Consider the following 21,357-nt stretch of genomic DNA (forward strand, 5'->3'; position numbering starts at 1 on the left):
CCTTTGCCAAAAAATAAAGTAGTTTATGTTAGCGATAGGACAATTACATACCTTAACGATAGATAGAGATACTCCTCCTGGATTGTTTCTTAAAGATGATAGTGGAGAAAAAGAAAATGAGATTTTATTACCTAATAAATATAAACCAGAAAGTTTTGAGTTAGAAGATGAAATTGAAGTATTTGTTTACTTAGATCATGATGAAAGACCTGTAGCTACAACTTTGAAACCTTACGTAAAATTAGACGAATTTGCTTATTTACGTTGTGTAGAAGTTAATAAAATAGGAGCTTTCTTAGACTGGGGTTTAGAGAAACATTTATTTGTTCCGTTTAAGGAACAAGCTTACCCTATGAAAGAAGGTCAATGGTATCTTATTTTTTGTTATTTAGATGAGGCTAGTGAACGCTTGGTGGCATCAAGTAAAGTAAATCACTTTTTAGATAATGATGAGTTAACAGTAGAACCTTATGAAGAAGTGAGACTTATTGTAACTAATAAAACAGAACTTGGTTTTAATGTTATTGTAAATGAATTACATCAAGGGTTAATTTATCACGATGAAATTTTTCAGGATTTAAAGACAGGAGATCAGCTTAAGGGTTGGGTAAAGAAAACTAGAAAAGATAAAAAGATAGACATTACACTTCAACGTCCTGGTTATAGAAGTATAGAGCCCAATGCCCAAGCCATTTTAAATGAACTAGAGTTGCAAAATGGATCTTTACCTTTACACGATAAATCTTCTCCAGAGGAGATCAAATCTTACCTAGAAATGAGTAAAAAGAGTTTTAAAAGAGCTATTGGTACTCTTTATAAGCAAAAGATGATCACTATAGAAGAAAACGGAATTAAGCTGAATAAAGATTAATTATTTCTGCTAAAAAAATTATAAACCGCTCTATTAGCATCTTTTACAAACTGCGGAGCATTAAAGCGGTAACCTACTAAAAAAGATATGGATCTAATGGTGTCATCGCCTACGACGTTGGCACCATTATTTTGTTTTTGTAATGTCCCATTAGAGATAATACCAGCGTAAAAATTATCTGTATTATAACCCACAGATAAATCAATAGAGCTTGTAGTAAGTAAGGTAGTAACACTTCTATCACTGTCTATGGTTTGAGTGAGTCCTAATCCCAAAGAGAGCCCTCCAGAGACTAAAAAATGTTCATCTATAACCCAATTGTAATGATAGGCTGGAGCTACTGCCAAATTAATAAACCTAGCTTTCGTATCATAATCTACTTCTTTGGTTTGTTGTAAAGAAGTATAGTAATAAACTAAAGAAGGAATAAAGCTACCAGTACTTTTTAGCTGCCTTTCATTTTCAAAATTTTTAGCTTTATAGGAAAAGTTAGGGTTAAAATTAAATGAAGTGCTTCCGCCTACTTTAAAGGTTTTTAAGTTTTCTAAGTAAATAGATGGTTCATTGAGTAATTCTAAGGTCATCCCTTTTTGATAAAATAAATCAAGATGTTGTATCCAAGGTCCTAAAAATAAATCGGTAGAAAATGATAAGAGTTTAGAGTTTTTATTGTCTCTATTTTCGGTTAAAAAAGCAGGAGCAAAACCAATACTAAAAGCTAAAATGTCATAGTTGGCAGAAAATCCTAAAGATGTTTTTCGGTTGGGAGTTAGTAAAATTCTTTTATCTGCATTTTCATCATATAACTCAAAATCATTAGACCTATTCAAAGTAAACATTTTGGTAGATAATTTACCAGAATACCTTTCATAAAACGCTTGATTGCTAATACTATCTTGTTGAGAAAAACTTACTTGATAAAGTAATATAAAGACTAGTATAAAAAATCTATTCATAAATATAAAAGGAATTTTTAAGGTTTAATTAGTATCGCGTTATAGAAAACCTTGGTCGGTTAGATCTTCTATAATAAGAATTGTTTCTATAATAAGGGGTAAAATAAAACGGACGCTCTTGACTTTCATAAACCTCATTTCTTATGCCGCCATCTGGGGTAGTTCCATTAAAATTAAAATCATTATTAGTTCGCCTGTCAAAATTAAACTGATTAGCAAAAATTTGCACATTAGAATTTATTTGTGAGGCTTGCTTTTCAGGAAATTCATATTGTTGAGCTGCCAATTGTTTCTGTCTTTCATTATCCCAGGCCATTCCTAACATATCAATTTTTTTCTTTGTATTAACCCCATATACATCTACAGGAGGAATACTAAATTCTCTTTTTTCTATTTGCATTCCGTAAAAATGAGAGAGAGAAGTGGCGTTTTTTAAAGAAATAAAGTTGTCAAAACCACTGTTGAGGTTGGTCAATGTATTAGATGTAGATAACTCTTGGGCTTCCGCGGAAGAAAATCCGATAAATATTAAAATAAAAAAAATCCTTTTCATACTGAATAATATACCCTTCACACAACAAATATGATGCTAAAGTACCATAAATTAAAAAGTTTGTAGAATATAATACTTTAAAGTTTCGTATTAACTTGGGGAAATGGTCGAATTAAAAATTGAGTAGTATTTTCAATTAAAATTCCGCTAGGATAATTTAGATTAGGATACAAAGTTTCATTTAAAGAAGCTTCTTTTAAATAATTAATAGAATTATAATATCGAGTTTGTAACATCTTTTTTAAACTCACCTCTTTAGGTTTTAAAAAATCCCGATTAAAAGTAAAAGAATGATCTTGTGCAATATCTATATTCTGCAAAAATCGAGAAAGACGAGGAGTAGAGTCGCGCTCAGTATTTTGATTTAAGTCTACGCTATGACTTTTTTCTTGTCCCCAACTGTTAATTGAAAACAAGCCAATAGATAAGATATAAAAAAGTAAGTTTTTCATACTTAAAGATATTACTTTTTTATTTGAAAACAATTAAACTTTTAAATCCCTATAGAAAAATCTTTAAATATTCTCACTTCAACCAGAGGGTAAGGTTGGCAGGTTGGGTTTTTAGTATAAATTCCACGATTAGGGTAATTTCTATTAGGATCTAATTGTCTACGTAATTGTAATTCTTTTAAATCTTGATGAATAGAAAAGTGATTAAACTGTGATGTAGAGTTAATTTGTTTGGCGTTAAAACCAAGATCAAAAAGATAATTACTTCTTAGTTTTGAGGATTCTAGTATTGTAGGTATCTCTGCTTTCTCTTGTAGTAGAAAATTTCGGAACTTATCTCCCATCCAAAAGATGTAATTTGAGAAACATTTAAATTTTTAGGAGCCATTTCTTGAGAAATTCCGTAAAGCGGAAATCTCATGATTAATTTTAATAAGTATACAATTGATTTTATATAAAATAAGTCTTTTTCTAAATATAAGAAATCTGAAGCAAAAACCTTAAATTTGGACTCTTAAACTTTATGTTTCGAGAGTCTATAGTTCGATCAGCGTAATTTTCATTATTACTTACATTAGACTTAAAAAGAATTTTAAAATAAAACTAACAAAAAATATATGAGTTCGATAAACTGGAAAACCGCTAAAGAATATGAAGATATCACCTATAAAAAATGCGATGGGGTTGCTAGGATAGCTTTTAATCGTCCAGATGTAAGAAATGCATTTAGACCAAAAACGACATCAGAGCTTTTAGATGCTTTTCATAACGCACAAGAGGATACAAGTATAGGAGTGGTATTACTTTCAGCAGAAGGACCTTCTTCTAGAGATGGGGTTTATAGTTTTTGTAGTGGAGGCGATCAAAAAGCAAGAGGACAACAAGGTTATGTAGGTGAAGATGGTTACCACCGTTTAAATATATTAGAAGTTCAACGTCTTATTCGTTTTATGCCAAAAGCTGTTATATGTGTAGTTCCTGGTTGGGCTGTCGGAGGCGGACATAGTTTACACGTGGTGTGTGATATGACTTTAGCGAGTAAAGAACATGCTATTTTTAAACAAACTGATGCCGATGTAACCAGTTTTGATGGAGGTTATGGTTCTGCGTATTTAGCAAAAATGGTAGGTCAAAAGAAAGCTAGAGAAATTTTCTTTTTAGGTAGAAATTATTCAGCTCAAGAAGCCTTTGATATGGGAATGGTAAATGCAGTTGTGCCTCACGATCAATTAGAAGACACTGCTTTTGAATGGGCTCAAGAAGTATTGGCAAAAAGCCCTACATCTATAAAAATGCTAAAATTTGCCATGAACCTTACTGATGACGGTATGGTAGGACAGCAAGTTTTTGCAGGAGAAGCGACTCGCTTAGCTTATATGACCGAAGAAGCAAAAGAGGGTAGAGATGCTTTCTTAGAAAAAAGAGCTCCAAATTTTGACAAAAAATGGCTACCATAGAACCTCATACAAATTTTACCAATAACGCAATTTCATCCCAAGAGCTTCCAGATTATAAACTTGAAGCTTTAGAAAAGGTATCAAAAAGATTGCTTAAAAAAATACTAACAGGATTAATTGTTTTTTTAACCCTAATCCTAATAGTAGCGGGAGTTCTTTATTTGAAAGAATGGGTAAAATTAAATTACATTTTCGTGGGTGTATTAAGTGCGATAGGTTTATTATTATTATTAATGTTTATTTATCATTTTTTTGCACAAAAAAATTATGGTTATGTAGTGCGAGAGAAAGATATTTTATTTCAAAAAGGAGTGTTGGTTATTAAAACGACTATCATTCCATTTAATAGGGTACAACATGTTTCGACTACTCAAAGTTTATTCGATAAGTATTTTAAATTAAAAAATGTAAAAGTTTTTACGGCAGGAGGACAAGGGAGTGATATAAAAATTCCAGGACTAACTCCGCAAAAGGCATTGCAAATTAAAGAATGGATTGCTCATAAAATTGTAGAAGAAAAGATTGATGAGTAAAGCTTTTTCACAACCCGAACGACAATCATCCATAGGGATTATTCTTATTTTTTTAAGTGCACTGTATAAATCATTACGAGGACTCTGGGCTATTGCTGTGTATGCATTGTTAGGTAAAACTTCTCAGTTTAACTATACTTATATAGTTTTAGGGTTAACGGTTTTTGCACTTCTTATTCTCGTTTTTAGTATTCTTTCTTATCGGAATTTTCTTTTTTATATTAATTATGAAGATGATGAGTTTGTATTAAATAAAGGGGTTTTTTCATCTGAAAATATTACTATTTCATTCGATAAAATTCAGCAGGTATATTTTAAACGTTCTATTATTCAGCGAATGATTGGGGTTTATAGCGTAGTGATAGAATCTGCTGGGAGTAGTGAGAAAGAAATAGAAATTAAAGCACTATCAGAAGAGAAAGCGGTTTTGCTTCAAAAGAAATTACACTCTTTTATTAGTGAGGAACATGAACAAGAGAAGCCTGAGCTTTCTACCGATACCACTTCAGAAGAAAGGATTTCTCCTACTTATTGGGAACATCGATTAACATTCAACGACCTCTTAAAACTTGGTATTACAAGTAATTATTTTAGAGGTTTCGGACTTATTCTTATATTTTTTAGTTCGCTTTATAATCAATTTTCTGATTTATTTAAAGAGAATGAATATGCCGATGAAGCTGCCAATTATCTAAACACATTTCAATCGGTTGGAGAGATTGTTATGGTTTTACTATTTATGTTTGTGGCTGTCTTCCTTGTCGGAATTGTAGTAAGTATTATAGAAATTTTCATCAAGTATTTTGAACTGAAACTTACTCAGAGTAAAGATAGTTTAGAGTTAGAAATGGGCCTGAAAACCAATACCAAGGTATCATTACATCCCCATCGTGTTCAAATTTTGAGATTGATTACGAATCCAATTCAGCGAAAGCTAAATTTGTATCAATTACAGCTTTCACTAACGAGTAGCACAGAAACACATAAAAAAAATAGAATCAATATTCCAGGATTGTCTTGGGACAAAGCTAAAAAAGCAAGTCGATTTTTACACCAGCACGAACGTAAAGAAGGAGTGACTTATAAACCTCATCAACTCTGGTTGTATAGAAGATTGTTTTGGGGAATTGTCCCTTTACTCATAGCGGCAGTGGTTCTAAGTTTTATTTTTGATGATTTACATATTCCCGTTCTTTCTATTTTTATCTTAATCTATGTTGTGTTGTTTTTTATATATCAGCGGAAAGTATATCAAAAAATGCAATTGGAGATAAGTGAAGAGTTTTTGGTAAAATCTACGGGACTTTGGAGTAAAGTACAAGTGGTGATAGAAACTTTTAAGCTGCAATCTATAAGTGTAAGTCAGCCAGTGTGGTTAAGAAGAAGAAAATTGGTGAATATAACTTTTCATACCGCCTCGGGAGATGTCCGTTTTCCATTAGTAAGCGAAGAATTTGTAAAACAAGTAAATTATTTACTCTATAAAATAGAAACATCCACAAATGCGTGGATGTAACTACTATCTTGGGATTTAGTAAGCATCGCTATGTACTCGTGCTATCGCTCTACCGCTAGGATCATTCATATTTTTAAAACTCTCGTCCCAGGCTAATGCAACCGGACTACTACAAGCTACAGAGGGAACCGAAGGCACGCTTAAAGCTGCGGTATCACTCGGGAAATGTTCCTCAAAAATACTTCGATAATAAAACTCTTCTTTACTAGTAGGGGTTTGTATAGGAAATCTGTGATGTGCATTTTCAAATTGATGATCACTAATTTTATCATTTACCATTTCTTTTAGCGTATCAATCCAGCTGTAGCCTACGCCGTCACTAAACTGTTCTTTTTGTCTCCAAACTACACTTTTGGGAAGCATATCTTCAAAAGCTTTTCGAAGTACCCACTTTTCCATACGTTCCCCATTTATCATTTTGTCTTTCGGGTTAATGCGCATGGCAACATCTATAAATTCTTTGTCTAAAAAAGGAACTCTTCCTTCAATTCCCCAAGCAGCTAAACTTTTATTTGCTCTAAGACAATCATATTGATGTAATTTCTCTAGCTTTCTCACCGTTTCTTCATGAAATTCTTGAGCATTAGGTGCTTTGTGAAAGTATAAATAACCTCCAAAAAGTTCATCGCTACCTTCCCCACTTAACACCATTTTTATTCCTAAAGCTTTAATAGCTCTAGCCATGAGAAACATAGGGGTGGAAGCTCTAATGGTAGTTATATCATAGGTTTCGAGATGATAAATTACATCTTTAATGGCGTCTATGCCTTCTTGAATGCTAAATTTAATTTCGTGATGAACGGTATCTAGATGCTTAGCAACTTTTTGAGCAGCTGCCAAATCTGGACTACCTTCTAAACCTACGGCAAATGAATGTAAGCGTGGATACCAAGCATTTTCTCGGTCTCCAGTTTCTATGCGTTTGTCTGCATATTTTTTCGCTAATGCGGAAGTGATAGAGGAATCTAAACCTCCCGATAGTAAAACTCCGTATGGTACATCACTCATCAATTGACGTTTTACAGCTTCATCTAAAGCTTGACGGATTTTTTGTATCGAGGTCTCATTATCTTTTACAGTTTTATAATCTTTCCAATCTCTCGTGTACCAAGTTTTTAACTCTCCTTCTTTGCTAGATAAATAATGCCCTGGAGGAAATAATTCTATTTTGCTGCAAATACCCTCCAATGCTTTTAACTCTGAAGCTACATAGAAGGTTCCATTTTTGTCCCAGCCCATATATAATGGAATAATGCCCATATGGTCTCGAGCAATCAAATATTCATCTTTTTCTACATCGTAGAGAGCAAATGCGAATATTCCATTGAGGTCATTTAAAAATTCAGCGCCTTTTTCTTGATAAAGTGCCAATATGATTTCACAATCCGATTGTGTTTGGAATTCATAGTCTTTTTTTAGCTCTTTCCGTAAAGACAAATGATTGTAAATTTCACCATTAGCAGCAAGAACTAGGTTTTTATCTTTGCTATAGATAGGTTGTTTACCTGAAATAGGATCTACTATCGCTAAGCGTTCGTGAGCCATTATTACATTATTATTATCAAAAATCCCACTCCAGTCGGGCCCGCGATGTCTAATTTTTTTTGACATTTTTAATACTTGAGGTCTTAACACCTCTACCGATTCTTTTAGTTCAAAAGCACATACAATTCCGCACATAATCTTCTATTTTTAAATTAAAATTTCATTTTTGGGTATAAAAAAACCCGTCAGGTAAAAAACCTGACGGGCTATATATTCGCGACAAGTTTTTGTTACGGGAACGGGTTATTATTATTGTTATTTAAACGAAATACTAACATAAAACTTATCTTATTTGATCAATTGTTATTTGTAAATATAAATTAAAAATACAAATTTACCTTCTTTTTATTAAATTACTTTAATGCAGGAAACTGATTTGGGTTTACTTCATTAAAGATTTCATATACTTTTTCGAATACATCTTCAGCAGAAGGTTTAGAGAAATAATCCCCATCAGTACCGTATGCAGGACGATGCGCCTTAGCAGTTAAGGTTTGTGGTTTACTATCTAAATGTTTATATCCATTCTGGTTTTCTACAATTTCTTGTAGAATATATGCAGAAGCTCCTCCTGGTACATCTTCATCAATAACCAATAATCTATTAGTTTTTGCAACACTTTTTACAAGGTCGTGATTAATATCAAAAGGAAGTAAAGATTGTACATCGATAATTTCTGCATTAATACCTACTTCTAATAAGTCTTTAGCAGCCTGTTCAATAATTCTAAGTGTAGAACCGTAAGACACAAGCGTAATATCTTCACCTTCTCTTATGGTTTCTACCACTCCTACAGGAGTTCTAAACTCCCCTAAGTTATTAGGCATTTTTTCTTTAAGACGGTATCCGTTAAGGCACTCTACAATAAGTCCTGGTTCATCACACTCTAATAAAGTATTATAAAAACCAGCAGCAATAGTCATATTACGGGGAACTAAAATATGAATTCCTCTAAGTAAATGCACCAATCCTCCCATAGGAGAACCACTATGCCATATACCTTCTAAACGGTGACCACGAGTTCTCACAATAAGTGGAGCTTTTTGTTTTCCTTTAGTCCTATAATGTAAGGTTGCTAAGTCATCACTCATAATTTGCAACGCATACAAAATGTAATCTAAGTATTGAATTTCTGCAATAGGGCGTAAGCCTCTCATCGCCATTCCTATTCCCTGTCCTAAAATAGTCGCTTCACGAATACCAGCATCAGCAACTCTTAGCTCACCGTACTTCTCTTGCATTCCTTCCAAACCTTGGTTGACATCTCCAATGTTTCCTGTGTCTTCTCCAAAAATTAAGGTTTCTGGTTTGTTAGAAAAGATTTTATCGAAATTATTACGAAGAATTAGTCTCGCATCTACATCTTCCGCGTCAGCGTCATAAGTAGGTAATATTGCGTCTATGTTTAATGCAGAAAATTCACTTTCACTATGTAGGTGACTGCTATAATCAGGTTGTGTGATGTTTACATAATTATCAATCCAGTTGATCAATTCGCTTTTCGCGGAATTATTCTCTTCACGTACGTAACGTAAGGCTTTTCTTCCTGCTCTAAGAATTTGATGTTTTTCTGGGTTTCCTAATTGTTCTATTTCTTCTTTTAAAGGCTGAATGAAACTACGGTTAGAAGAGCTTTGAGCTAAGTTGTCTAACAAACTTGTCATTTCTTTTTGAGCTGCTTTAGGACCTTGAGTTACCTCGTTCCAAGCTGCTTTTTTACCTTCTCTAACTATTTTTTTAGCCTCTTTTTCTAAGGCTTTTAATTCATCTTCAGTAGCAAGGTCGCTTTCTAATATCCACTGACGCATTTGTACGTTACAGTCATATTCTTTTTCCCAATTAAGGCGATCTTCACTCTTGTAACGTTCGTGAGAACCAGAAGTTGAGTGTCCTTGAGGCTGAGTAAGCTCGTAAACGTGAATTAGAACAGGGACGTGCTCTTCTCTAGAAATTTTACTTGCTTTTTGGTAAGCTTCCATTAACTCAGGATAGCTCCACCCTTTTACTTTAATAATTTCGTAACCATCTCCCATTTCATCTCTTTGAAAACCTTTTAAAATTTCAGAGATGTTTTCTTTAGTGGTTTGGTACTTAGCAGGTACAGAGATACCATATTCATCATCCCAAACGCTAATAACCATAGGTACTTGCATTACTCCCGCAGCATTAATGGTTTCCCAAAATAGCCCTTCACTCGTACTTGCATTACCAATAGTTCCCCAAGCGATTTCGTTTCCTTTGTTAGAAAACTGAGGTGCTATATCTATTCCTTCAACGTTTCTGTATATTTTTGAAGCCTGAGCAAGTCCTAAAAGTCTAGGCATTTGTCCTGCAGTAGGAGAGATGTCGGCACTAGAGTTTTTTTGTTCTGCTAGGTTTTTCCATGTTCCATCTTCTTGAAGACTGTGGGTACCAAAGTGTCCTCCCATTTGTCTTCCTCCTGCCATAGGTTCTTTTTCTAAATTGGTATTACCATAAAGACCTGCAAAAAATTCTTCTACAGATAGAAGGTTTAATGCCATCATAAAAGTTTGATCCCTGTAATACCCAGATCTAAAATCACCGTTTTGAAAAGCTTTAGCCATTGCCAATTGAGGCACTTCTTTACCATCACCAAAAATACCAAACTTGGCTTTTCCTGTAAGTACTTCACGACGTCCTAGTAAACTACATTCTCTACTTATAACGGCAGTCTTATAATCTTGTATTACTTGTTCCTTAAAATCTTCAAAGGAAAGGTCATTTTTTTCTATAGTTTTCTCTTGCATGGGTTGTATGTTTAATACCCTCATAGGGCGTTATACGTGGTATGTTTTCAAAAATAATAAAATGCTTATTTAAGAATTCATACTTCAGTATTTGATTCCCAGACTGTTCATTTTGGGAACTTTGCGAAGATAAGAAAAATGATTTTAAAAATCAATCAAAAATTGAGGTGTGAAATTATTGAATTTTCAGCATTTTCTATTTTTACTGAATTATATTCAAAATTATGTAGTAATTAAAGCTTTTATTGAGAATTATTCATTTTAGTACCATCTCCTTGTAAAGAGTTTTAATAGGGTATTAAAATCTAAAGAAACGATGAATCTTATTTTTTGATCATAATTTGGCTGAGCTATTTCCCACCCTAAATTAGAGTGTATGGGGAAAAATACCTCGAAATAATCTTGCACCAAACTTACGCGTACTCCAGAATCATAGAGAAATTGCGCATTCTCCTCTTTATTTTTTACTAAACCAACATCACCATAAGCGTGAATCCAATTCCATATAGTGAAACTACCGTTAAGGGAAGTGAGCCATTGATTGGCAAATGCAGGTTGTAATTGAGATTTAAAACCTCCTTCGGCTTCAATAAATTGCTGACTAAAAAGTCCTTGATCTTCGCTTCTTCCGTAGTAATTATAATCAAATAAATAATCTGTAGGACGGTCTAAAGCAAAACTAAAATAGTCTGAATCTTTCGCTTCATTGAATAAGAAAGCACCAGCGAAAAAACGCAGTTCTATTTGTCTATTATTAAGAAATAGCTTTCTCCATTTTGAGGTTACCGATATTTTACTGAATTTTTTAGCTACTTGATAATCAAAAGTACCTGTAAAATAATCGGCAAAATTACGGTCGCTAAAACCGTACCTTGCGTTGAGTACGCTATAATCTGGTTCGTCTACTGTATTTAAAACATCTCTATCTCTAAAAACATTTATGTTTCGAATACTTATAAATTGATATTCGTTGCTTCTTAAATCGTCATCTCTAAAACCTATGCTAATAAAAGGAGTTACTTTATGATAGTATAAATCTTGTGCATAAGAAAAGCGAGTACCGCTAATTCCCATTTTAAACTCGTATAAATTTTGGTTTTGATATTGGGTAGAGTGTGTCACTGATGCAGAACCTAAGATAGCACCGCTACCAAAACCATATTTAGGAGCAATTTTATAATTAAAATTTCGAGATAAAATCGTAGTGTTATACAGTTTTGGGCCAATAGTAATACCATCATATAAATTATAATCAAACTCAGGAATAATAAAGAATTGATTGTAATAAGGATCTTCAATATCTAAAAGCAATCTTACTTGCACAGGTTTATCAAGCCAAGTGGTTACTTTTTTATAATTATCTCTTTGGTTAAATTCAGGAATTACAGCTTCATAATTTAAGGCAAGGCGTTCTACATTTTGCGCGGATATAGTGATGGTTTTCTTGTCTAAAAAATGATTTACCCAAGTTTTAGAAACTATATCTCTGTCTTTTATTCCGTAAAGGGAAATAGGGATTTCTTTATGGGTTTTATTTTTTATGGTTACTTGTAAAGAATCACCAGATTTTTTAACCTTACTAATCTTAAAGTCAATATTAATATTGTTACCCACATAGTCATCAAAAAACCAATTTACATCTTTAGAAGTATTTTGGCGGAGTATTTCTTTAAAAGCATTTGTGTTAGTGGGGTTTAAAACATTTTTAGTATAAAACTGTTTTATAGTCGTATTAATCACCTCGTCATCTTCTAAGTAATCTTTTAAATAATTAAAACCAATACCAGCTTTATAAGGATTAGCAATATTTTTATTGAATTTTATGAGCTTATCGTTGTTTTCATCTAAAGCTTGGTCTAGATTTAAACGAGCCATATTTAAATAGAGTAGAGGATAACGATCATTAAACTCTAAGTCTGAAGCATGAAACCATCTAACACCTATAATTTCACTAAAGGAACCCAATAGTTTCGTGTTCTTATAAAATTGGTTTACATAATCCATCAAGATGTAAGTGATGATACCTTCATTTAACCAACTTTCTTCTCTAGAATTAAGAATTAGTGTATTTTCTAAATAATTTCTGGTAATGGTTTTTAAGAGTTTAATATCATATTGAAAACCATCTGGAAAAGGCCTTATAAATGTTGGCAATTGGTTAAGTCCGTATACAGGATTAGAAAGATAATCTTCCTCTGAAACCATTAAATTTTTATGAGGAAAATCTCCTAGCCTGTAATTTAAATAGTGAGTAATTCTATCTACAATCAAGGCTTTCATTTCTGGCCTTAGGTTATTATCCTCAATATTGGTAATAACGTTAAGCTTGTCTGTTTCAATCGTTTCAAAATTAGATACTTTAACAATATGTAATTGAGTGTCTACTTGTTTTTTTTCGCTAAAGCGGAATTGATGTGTGCTTTCTAAGCTGGTTTTTCCCACGTTGTTGAGACCAGAAATAACCGTAAAGTCTTTAGGGACTTCTAAATTAAGTTCAATATCATAAGGAAGAACATATAAGTCATTAAGATCTTTATTGCTGTAAAATTGCCATCTCCCATCCTCAAATACCGAAGGAAATATGAGCCAATACCTTAACTCAAATCCTTTTTTGCTATAACCATAACGAGTAAATTTATCGTTAGGGATTTTAACGCGGTATTGAAGCTTAAATGTTATTTCTTCATTGGGAAATAGAGGCTGATCTAAATCTAACTTTATAATATCAGGATGCTTTTCTGGTCTTGACCAGTTGACGGCATGCTGATTGTGTGTAGAAATTGAAAACATCTCTGTATTTCCTCTTTCATAGCTTTTAGCATAATAAAAATTACGCTGAAACTCTTCCTCAAAACGTTGCGCTAAAGGAGTTCGCTTATCTTTAAAACTATTAGCCCAATCGGTAAGATAAACGTCATTTAAAATTTCTTGCGAAGTATTTTTATACGTAATTTCTTGACTAATATCTATCGTTTTCTCTTCTGCATTTAATTTTGCATCTACGGCAATAAAAGATTGCCCCATCGTAGAAAGACAGGTGAAAATAAAAATTAAAAAGAAGAGTAAACGGTTTATCAACCTGAATTAAGATTTTAAGATTTGGGTATTCATAAAAATGCTACTTAAAAAGTATATTATTTTAAGTAGCATGAACTGTGCCTAACAAACTTTAGAAATTAGGACTCAAATTAAATTGTTTGTAGAATTGGTCTAAAATTTCGATCACTTCATCCTCTGTGTCTACCATTTGAACCAAGTCCATATCCTTTGCACTAATATTTTTAAAAGAATCTAGCAGAGTAGTTTGTACCCACTCAAATAATCCTCCCCAAAATTCTTTTCCTACTAAGATAATTGGGAATTTATCTATCTTATGAGTTTGTATAAGAGTAATAGCTTCAAAAAGTTCATCTAAAGTTCCAAAACCTCCTGGCATTACTACAAAACCTTGAGAGTACTTTACAAACATTACCTTTCTTACAAAAAAGTAATCAAAATCAAGGTTTTTATCTTTGTCTATATATGGATTATCATGTTGCTCGAAAGGTAAGTCTATGTTTAAACCTACCGAAACTCCTCCAGCATTATGAGCACCTTTATTACCAGCTTCCATAATACCAGGACCTCCTCCTGTAATTACACCGTAACCGTGTTCTACTATCTTTTCGGCAACCTTGGTAGCTAGCTTATAATATTTATGATTTTCATCTGTTCGGGCCGAACCGAAGATAGAGACACAAGGTCCTATTTCGCTCATTCGTTCATAACCTTGAACGAATTCTGCCATAATTTTAAATAAAGCCCAACTATCGTTGGTTTTAATTTCGTTCCAGCTTTTATTCTGTTGATCGCTTCTCATGATACTCATTATTCAAAAATTTACAAGACGGCTAATGTAATTCTTTTCGTAAGAATTTGGCCGTATAACTCTTTTTATGCTTTACAATTTCTTCTGGGGTTCCTTCTGCAACTACTTTTCCTCCATTTTTTCCGCCTTCATAACCTATATCAATAATATGATCGGCAAGCTTAATTACATCCATATTATGTTCTATGATAAGTACGGTATTTCCTTTATTGGCTAGTTTATTTAATACCTCCATCAATACACGAATATCTTCAAAATGTAATCCAGTAGTGGGTTCATCTAAAATATAGAATGTATTTCCTGTATCTCGTTTAGATAATTCCGTAGCTAATTTAATACGTTGTGCTTCTCCTCCAGAAAGGGTGGTGCTTTGTTGTCCCAAGGTAACGTAGCCCAACCCCACATCTTGAATGGTTTTAAGCTTACGGTATATTTTAGGGATTTGATCAAAGAAATCGGTAGCTTCATTTATGGTCATTTCTAAAACATCACTAATCGATTTTCCTTTATATCTAATCTCTAGGGTTTCTCTATTAAAACGTTTTCCTTGACAAGTTTCACACTCCACATACACATCGGGTAAGAAATTCATTTCTATTACCCGTAAACCTCCACCTCGACAAGTTTCACAGCGTCCGCCTTTCACATTAAAGCTAAAACGACCCGGTTTGTATCCTCTAATCATCGCCTCTGGAGTTTTTGCGAATAAAGATCTAATTTCTGAAAATACACCTGTGTACGTAGCAGGATTAGAACGCGGAGTTCTCCCAATAGGGGATTGGTTAATATCTATGACCTTATCAATATGGTCTAAACCTTTAATGCTTTTGTAAGGAGCTGGCACTTTTACACCATTAAAATAATGGGCATTCATAATAGGGTAGAGGGTCTCGTTGATTAAAGTAGACTTCCCACTTCCTGAAACGCCAGTTACCAATATCATTTTTCCTAAAGGAATCTTTACGGAAACATTTTTTAAATTGTTACCAGTAGCACCTTTTAATTCAATAAAATTACCGTTACCTTTTCTACGTTTCTTCGGAACTTCAATTTCTTTAGTTCCGTTAAGGTAAGAAGCGGTGATCGTTTTATGTTTTAAAATCTCTTTAGGAGTTCCTTCACTAATAATTTCTCCGCCAAATTTTCCGGCAAACGGTCCAATATCTATCACATAATCGGCACGCTCTATCATATCTTTATCGTGTTCTACCACAATTACAGAATTCCCTACATCCCGAAGAGACTCTAAAGAATTGATGAGTTTTTCATTATCGCGCTGGTGCAAGCCAATACTAGGTTCGTCTAAAATATAAAGAACACCTACCAGCTGAGAACCAATTTGAGTAGCTAATCGAATACGCTGTGCTTCTCCTCCCGAAAGGGATTTTGAACCTCTATTGAGTGAGAGGTAAGTAAGACCAACGTCTACTAAAAACTGTAATCGCGTTTTGATTTCTTTTACAATCTCTTCGGCGATTTTCCATTGGTTGGTAGATAAATGCTTTGGCAATTCTTCAAACCACTTGGCTAATTCTAAAATGTCTTTTTGAGCTAGATCTGCAATGTTTTTCTCGTTAACTTTAAAATAAAGTGATTCTTTCCTTAACCTAGTACCTTCGCAGGTAGAGCAAGTCACTTTATCCATATAACCTTTTGCCCAACGTTTAAGACTGGTAGAATCATTGTTGTTAAAAGTACTCTCAATGAATTTGGCTACTCCTTCAAAGTCTATTTTGTAATTTCGGGCAACACCTAACTCTTTAGAGCTGACTTCAAATTTTTCTTTCCCTCCGTAAAGAATCATATCTAATGCTTCTTTAGGAATATCTTTAATAGGATCAGTAAGTTTAAAATCAAAACGCTGCGCAATTAATTCTAACTGCTTAAAAGCCCAGTTCTTTTTTTGTGGCCCGTGTGGTTCTAATCCCCCTGCTTTGATCGATTTTTTATCATCAGGAATAATTTTTTGAACGTTGACTTCGTATAAAGAACCTATCCCATTACATTTTGGACAAGCGCCTTTTGGAGAGTTAAAAGAAAAATTATTAGGCTCAGGATTAGGGTAAGAAATACCAGAAGTAGGACACATTAAAGTTCTACTAAAATACCTGCCTTCTTTCTTTCCATGTTCTAAAACCATAAGTACATCATCTCCTTGACTCATGGCAGTATTAATACTTTCGGCTAAACGCTTATCTGTATTTTCGTCTTCCTCAATTTTTATACGATCAATCACCACCTCAATATCATGAGTTTTATAGCGATCGAGTTTCATGCCTTTTTCTATATCTCTTATCTCCCCGTCGGTTCTTACTTTTACAAAACCTTGCTTAGCGACATGCTCAAATAACTCTCTATAATGTCCTTTTCGAGACCGAACGACAGGAGAAAGGATATTGATTCGTTTTCCCTTAAACTCTTGTTTAATAAGCGATTTGATTTGTTCATCACTATAGCTTACCATTTTGTCACCCGTTTTGTAACTGTAGGCATCGCTAGCACGAGCATATAATAAACGTAGGAAATCGTAAATTTCTGTAATGGTTCCTACTGTACTACGCGGACTTTTACTCGTAGTTTTTTGCTCAATTGCAATTACAGGAGATAAACCATCAATTTTATCAACATCTGGACGTTCTAAACCCCCTAAAAACTGTCGGGCGTAAGCAGAAAAGGTTTCAATATATCTTCGTTGTCCTTCAGCATAAATTGTATCGAAAGCTAAGGAAGATTTACCAGATCCCGAAAGACCAGTTATTACCACCAATTTCTCTCTAGGGATCTTAACATCTATGTTTTTTAAGTTATGAACTCTGGCGCCCAAAACCTCTATATTTTCTTCGAATTTTGCCATAATTTTTTGCAAGACACAAATTTACTCAAACAATTGAAATTGAGAAACCTCAGTTCTTAAAGCTTTAATAAAATTTTTTAACGTTTTGTTTCTCCTCAAAAAACTTCTCTAATATAAAAAGCTATCGTATTTTTGTACTGTGAAATATGCACTACCCATATTAGCGATGGTTATTTTTTTTAAGCCCGTGCTTCCATTTTTGGATTACGCGTTTAATTATGATTATATCGCAAAAGTTTTGTGCATTAATAAAGACAAGCCAAAGTTAAAATGTAACGGTAAATGTTACTTAATGCAACAGCTGGCTAAAAATGCCGAAGAAGATTCTTCAAAAGAAAACTTGCCCAAAAAAGTAGAATTTCAATTATTGTTTTTTCAAGATAGTAGGTTGCTAGAATTTGAAGTTTTACCACAACCTATAAACAAACAATCTTCAACCTTGTGGGTATCAAAGTCTTATAAGAAACGCTATATAGATGCCCTTTTTAGACCTCCCATTTACGCTTAATTCTATTGTATTCGCTTTAAATTTATTTTAATTAGGTAAGGATTGTTTTTCTAACCTATTGCTTTCTTTGTAATTATATAATAGAAAATACATTTCTAGCGCTTAGCTTTTCCGTTTAACGGAAGAGAGAACTGATGTTATTATAGAAATAAGCCACCATACTATTGAAATATCTATTTTATATATTTTCTTTTTTAATCTTATTTAAACCTGCTTTCCCTGTCATAGAATACTTAGTTAATTATGACTATATAAGCAGAGTGTTGTGTATCAATAAAGATAAGCCACAATTACAATGTGATGGAAAATGCTACCTGATGAAACAGTTGGCAAAAAACGCTAGTGACGAACGAGATAAAGATAAAACCGAGCGAAGAAATAAGGTGGAAACTCCTTTTGTTTTTGTTTTAAAAGAAGAAAATATACTCCCAATTATTGAAGAGGTAGAAAGTCACGAAAAATTTACTTTCTACCAGAATTTTTACAAAAAAACCATTCATTTTAAGTTATTAAGGCCACCCATGTATGTTTTGAATTCCTAAAAGAAAACAAAAAATACATTTAATTTAAAATATACAAAAATGAAATTAATACACATAAAATTATCCATATTAGTTGCCGCTTTTATAAGTTTAACTTCTTGTTCATCAGACGATGATAACAATTCTGATGCACTAACAGGTGAAAACAATGTAAGTCTTGAATTTGATAATAGTATGAATGGAGATGACCTTATTTTAGGAGCATCAACTTATACCAATTCAAACGACGAAACTTTAACCATTAATAGACTTAATTACATTGTAAGCAATTTTGTACTTATTGATGAAGAGGGAAATGAGTTTATTTATCCTAAAGATGAGAGCTATTTTGTAATAAGTGAAGAAAATGCACTTAATGAAGTAGTACTTACCAATATCCCAGCAGGAAAATATGTGCAAATGAGATTTGGAGTAGGTGTCGATCAAGAGAAATACCAACAGGGAGCTGAAGGACAAGGAGATTTTTTACAGATTGCTGAAGAAAACAATATGATGTGGGCTTGGCAAGCAGGATACAAATTCTTGAATTTTGAAGGTACATTCACAGCGCCATCTATTGCTAGCAGTACAGACTTTAAAATACATATGGGAAGTCATGGAAGTACTTTAGATAATTATAAAGAAGTAACTGTAAACCTTCCATCTACAGCAATGGTTAGTGATGAAATGACTCCGCTTATTCATCTTGAAGTCGATGCTAATCAAATTTTAGATGGGGAACACAAAATATATTTATCAGAAGCTCCTGTAGTGATGGTAGATGAGGTTAAATCACCTCAAATTGCAGAAAACACCTCTACGATGTTCGAAGTACACCACGTACATAACGGAGAAGGCGGACACCATTAATTAATTTTTCTCACCCAAAATTTACTTTGGGTGAGAATATTATTTCTTTATTATGAAGAAAATATGTCTATTTCTATTAAGCATGTTTTTATTGGCATGCTCAAACGATGATACAAGTTATGTTGCTGTAAACAAAAAGCTGTCATTTGAAGTTCCTGCTAATTTTCCTAATGTAACCTATAATTTAAATGCAAACCCTCTTACAGAAAAAGGGTTTGAATTAGGGAAAAAACTATTCTATGACGGAAATCTCTCGGCTAACGGATTTATCTCTTGTGGTTTTTGCCACGAGCAACGTTTTGCGTTTACACATCATGAACATCAATTTAGCCACGGGATAAACGATTTGGAAGGTACAAGAAATGCTCCTCCAATTCAAAATGCCGCATTTATGAAAGAGTTTACTTGGGACGGAGCCACTTCTCATTTAGATCTTTTTCCTATTATACCCATTACCAATGAGGTAGAAATGGGAGAAACACTTACCAATGTGATGGCCAAATTGCAAGCGAACCAAGAGTATCAAAAGCTTTTTTTGGAAGCATTTGAAAATGGAGAAGTTAATAATGAAAACTTTTTTAAAGCCCTATCTCAGTTTATGGTGATGATGGTTTCTTCTAATTCAAAATATGATAAATATGTAAGGGGAGAAGATGATATTTCTTTTACGGAAGAAGAAACTTATGGGCATCAAGTTTTTAAACAAAAATGTGCCTCTTGTCATAAAACCGATTTATTTACAGATGATGCTTTTAGAAATAACGGTCTACCAGCATATCCAGGAATCAATGACCTAGGCAGAGCTGAAGTTACTGGAAGTGCTTCAGATAATTATAAATTTAAAGTGCCAAGCTTAAGAAATGTAGAGGTAACAAAACCTTATATGCACGACGGAAGGTTTGGGAGTTTAAAATCTGTACTCGATTTTTATGACAATGGAGTGCAAGACTCAGAAACTTTAGATCCTATTTTAAAACAAAATGAGAGGTTGGGAATTTCGCTAAGCGAAGGAGAAAAAGAGGCCTTAATTGCTTTTTTGCTAACCCTAACCGATAATGAATATTTAAACGATGAAAGATTTGCAGAATATTAAATTTAGCTTTTTTATCCTATTTTTAGGTTTTACACTATCCTTATGGTCTAAGCCTCTAGGAAAAGTAGAAGATACTTTGCCAACTACTTCTCAAAGACAGGTATATTTTTTTGAGGATTGCGATGTGTGTGGTTGTAGTGGTAATGGAGGAAGTATGGGATATGGCGGTAATTTAACCAATAATTTTATAGGAGTACGTTACTTAAAGCAATCCTATAAATCTAGAGATGGAATTTTTAATAATTCTCCTTGGGTAGATGAAAATTTCAACACGCTACAATTATGGTCTAAAATACCAGTTACTGAAAAGGTAAGTGTACATGCAATTGTGCCTTATCATTTTCATGATCGTGAATTTGGAGACAATTCAACTCAAAAAATTAACGGAATAGGAGATATATCGGTATTAGCATTTTATAAACTTATACAAACCAATAAAGATTCTTTAATGTTAAATCCCGATAAACTTGCACATACGTTAAGAGTTGGAGGAGGAGTAAAAGCACCTACAGGAAACTATGAAAAAGACAATAACGCAGGGAGTGTAAATCCTAGCTTTCAAGTAGGGACAGGAAGTTGGGATTATACAGTAGGTCTAGATTACAATTTGGGGTATAGAACGTACGGAGCAAATGTGTTATTAAATTACACGTTTAAAACTGAAAACGATTTAAATTACCATTTTGGAAATCAGACCAATTACGGATTAAGCTTTTTTGGATCTTTCAATAGTCAGAATGCTGTTTCTATTTCACCAAGTTTAGGAATTGCAGGAGAGATTTTTGAAGAAAATGAACAATATGGTGAAGCGGTAGTCAATACTAAAGGAGATGTGCTTTTCTCACAATTGGGTATACATACTACTTATAAAAAATGGTCAGTTGGAGCTAATGTCATGTTACCAATTCATCAAAACCTTAATAGTGGTTTGGTAGAGGTAAATTATAGAACCGCTGTTTATGTCAATTTTTCAATTTAATACTTAAAGCCTC

18 protein-coding genes are annotated in these 21,357 nt (G+C 33.3%); 9 read left to right on the forward strand and 9 right to left on the reverse strand.

What is annotated here, in order from left to right; all coding sequences use genetic code 11:
- Positions 1–25 precede the first annotated feature (25 nt).
- On the forward strand, positions 26–871 hold the full coding sequence (locus tag LX95_RS08065) for a CvfB family protein (protein WP_111540935.1): 846 nt from the start codon (positions 26–28) through the stop codon (positions 869–871).
- Here the strand turns inward: LX95_RS08065 and LX95_RS08070 are convergent.
- The 4 genes from LX95_RS08070 to LX95_RS08085 all read right to left on the reverse strand — a co-directional run bounded on the left by LX95_RS08070 (position 868) and on the right by LX95_RS08085 (position 3,176).
- The gene (locus LX95_RS08070; RefSeq protein WP_111540936.1) at positions 868–1,827 is read right to left on the reverse strand and encodes a DUF4421 family protein; all 960 of its coding nucleotides are present in this window, start codon (positions 1,825–1,827) and stop codon (positions 868–870) included. The two genes, LX95_RS08065 and LX95_RS08070, sit on opposite strands and share 4 nt — an antisense overlap.
- Positions 1,828–1,855: 28 nt before the next feature.
- Positions 1,856–2,380 (reverse strand): hypothetical protein, encoded by a 525-nt coding sequence (locus LX95_RS08075; RefSeq protein ID WP_111540937.1) that lies wholly within the window; start codon positions 2,378–2,380, stop codon positions 1,856–1,858.
- Positions 2,381–2,457: 77 nt separating this feature from the next.
- On the reverse strand, positions 2,458–2,832 hold the full coding sequence (locus LX95_RS08080) for a protein kinase family protein (protein ID WP_111540938.1): 375 nt from the start codon (positions 2,830–2,832) through the stop codon (positions 2,458–2,460).
- Between the two features lie 41 nt (positions 2,833–2,873).
- Entirely contained in the window at positions 2,874–3,176 is a 303-nt protein-coding gene (locus LX95_RS08085; RefSeq protein WP_111540939.1) for a hypothetical protein, read from the reverse strand.
- A 273-nt stretch (positions 3,177–3,449) separates the two neighbouring features.
- On the opposite strand from LX95_RS08085, the gene LX95_RS08090 reads away from it, so the two are divergent.
- From LX95_RS08090 to LX95_RS08100, 3 genes are read left to right on the forward strand one after another with little or no spacing between them, the layout of a single operon-like run.
- The gene (locus LX95_RS08090; protein WP_111540940.1) at positions 3,450–4,289 is read left to right on the forward strand and encodes a 1,4-dihydroxy-2-naphthoyl-CoA synthase; all 840 of its coding nucleotides are present in this window, start codon (positions 3,450–3,452) and stop codon (positions 4,287–4,289) included.
- The gene (locus LX95_RS08095) at positions 4,277–4,822 is read left to right on the forward strand and encodes a PH domain-containing protein (protein WP_111540941.1); all 546 of its coding nucleotides are present in this window, start codon (positions 4,277–4,279) and stop codon (positions 4,820–4,822) included. Before LX95_RS08090 ends, LX95_RS08095 begins: the two co-directional genes overlap by 13 nt.
- Entirely contained in the window at positions 4,815–6,338 is a 1,524-nt protein-coding gene (locus tag LX95_RS08100; RefSeq protein ID WP_111540942.1) for a PH domain-containing protein, read from the forward strand. The genes LX95_RS08095 and LX95_RS08100 overlap by 8 nt, the downstream gene beginning before the upstream one ends.
- Positions 6,339–6,353: 15 nt before the next feature.
- On the opposite strand, the gene asnB is transcribed toward LX95_RS08100, so the two are convergent.
- From asnB to uvrA, 5 genes are all read right to left on the reverse strand, one after another.
- Positions 6,354–8,018: an asparagine synthase B gene (asnB, locus tag LX95_RS08105; protein ID WP_111540943.1), complete on the reverse strand. Its 1,665-nt coding sequence runs from the start codon at positions 8,016–8,018 to the stop codon at positions 6,354–6,356.
- Between the two features lie 218 nt (positions 8,019–8,236).
- Positions 8,237–10,651, reverse strand: a complete 2,415-nt coding sequence (locus tag LX95_RS08110; protein WP_111540944.1) for an alpha-ketoacid dehydrogenase subunit alpha/beta — start codon at positions 10,649–10,651, stop codon at positions 8,237–8,239.
- A gap of 261 nt (positions 10,652–10,912) precedes the next feature.
- Positions 10,913–13,675, reverse strand: a complete 2,763-nt coding sequence (locus LX95_RS08115) for a gluzincin family metallopeptidase (protein WP_245924741.1) — start codon at positions 13,673–13,675, stop codon at positions 10,913–10,915.
- A 145-nt stretch (positions 13,676–13,820) separates the two neighbouring features.
- Complete coding sequence (locus LX95_RS08120) at positions 13,821–14,510, reverse strand: LOG family protein (protein ID WP_111541158.1); 690 nt, start codon at positions 14,508–14,510, stop codon at positions 13,821–13,823.
- A 31-nt stretch (positions 14,511–14,541) separates the two neighbouring features.
- Positions 14,542–17,373: an excinuclease ABC subunit UvrA gene (uvrA, locus tag LX95_RS08125; RefSeq protein WP_111540946.1), complete on the reverse strand. Its 2,832-nt coding sequence runs from the start codon at positions 17,371–17,373 to the stop codon at positions 14,542–14,544.
- 292 nt (positions 17,374–17,665) lie between these two features.
- On the opposite strand from uvrA, the gene LX95_RS14530 reads away from it, so the two are divergent.
- The 5 genes from LX95_RS14530 to LX95_RS08150 all read left to right on the forward strand — a co-directional run bounded on the left by LX95_RS14530 (position 17,666) and on the right by LX95_RS08150 (position 21,344).
- Positions 17,666–17,881, forward strand: coding sequence for a hypothetical protein (locus LX95_RS14530; protein WP_146240767.1), 216 nt, complete (start codon positions 17,666–17,668; stop codon positions 17,879–17,881).
- Positions 17,882–18,198: 317 nt separating this feature from the next.
- Positions 18,199–18,423, forward strand: coding sequence for a hypothetical protein (locus tag LX95_RS08135; protein ID WP_111540948.1), 225 nt, complete (start codon positions 18,199–18,201; stop codon positions 18,421–18,423).
- Between the two features lie 39 nt (positions 18,424–18,462).
- Positions 18,463–19,272, forward strand: a complete 810-nt coding sequence (locus tag LX95_RS08140) for an MbnP family protein (RefSeq protein ID WP_111540949.1) — start codon at positions 18,463–18,465, stop codon at positions 19,270–19,272.
- Positions 19,273–19,354: 82 nt separating this feature from the next.
- Positions 19,355–20,365 (forward strand): cytochrome-c peroxidase, encoded by a 1,011-nt coding sequence (locus tag LX95_RS08145; protein WP_245924742.1) that lies wholly within the window; start codon positions 19,355–19,357, stop codon positions 20,363–20,365.
- Positions 20,343–21,344, forward strand: coding sequence for a transporter family protein (locus tag LX95_RS08150; RefSeq protein ID WP_111540951.1), 1,002 nt, complete (start codon positions 20,343–20,345; stop codon positions 21,342–21,344). Before LX95_RS08145 ends, LX95_RS08150 begins: the two co-directional genes overlap by 23 nt.
- Positions 21,345–21,357: the final 13 nt, after the last annotated feature.

Origin of the sequence: Mesonia algae, from assembly GCF_003253545.1 — a bacterium.
Lineage (GTDB): Bacteria > Bacteroidota > Bacteroidia > Flavobacteriales > Flavobacteriaceae > Mesonia > Mesonia algae.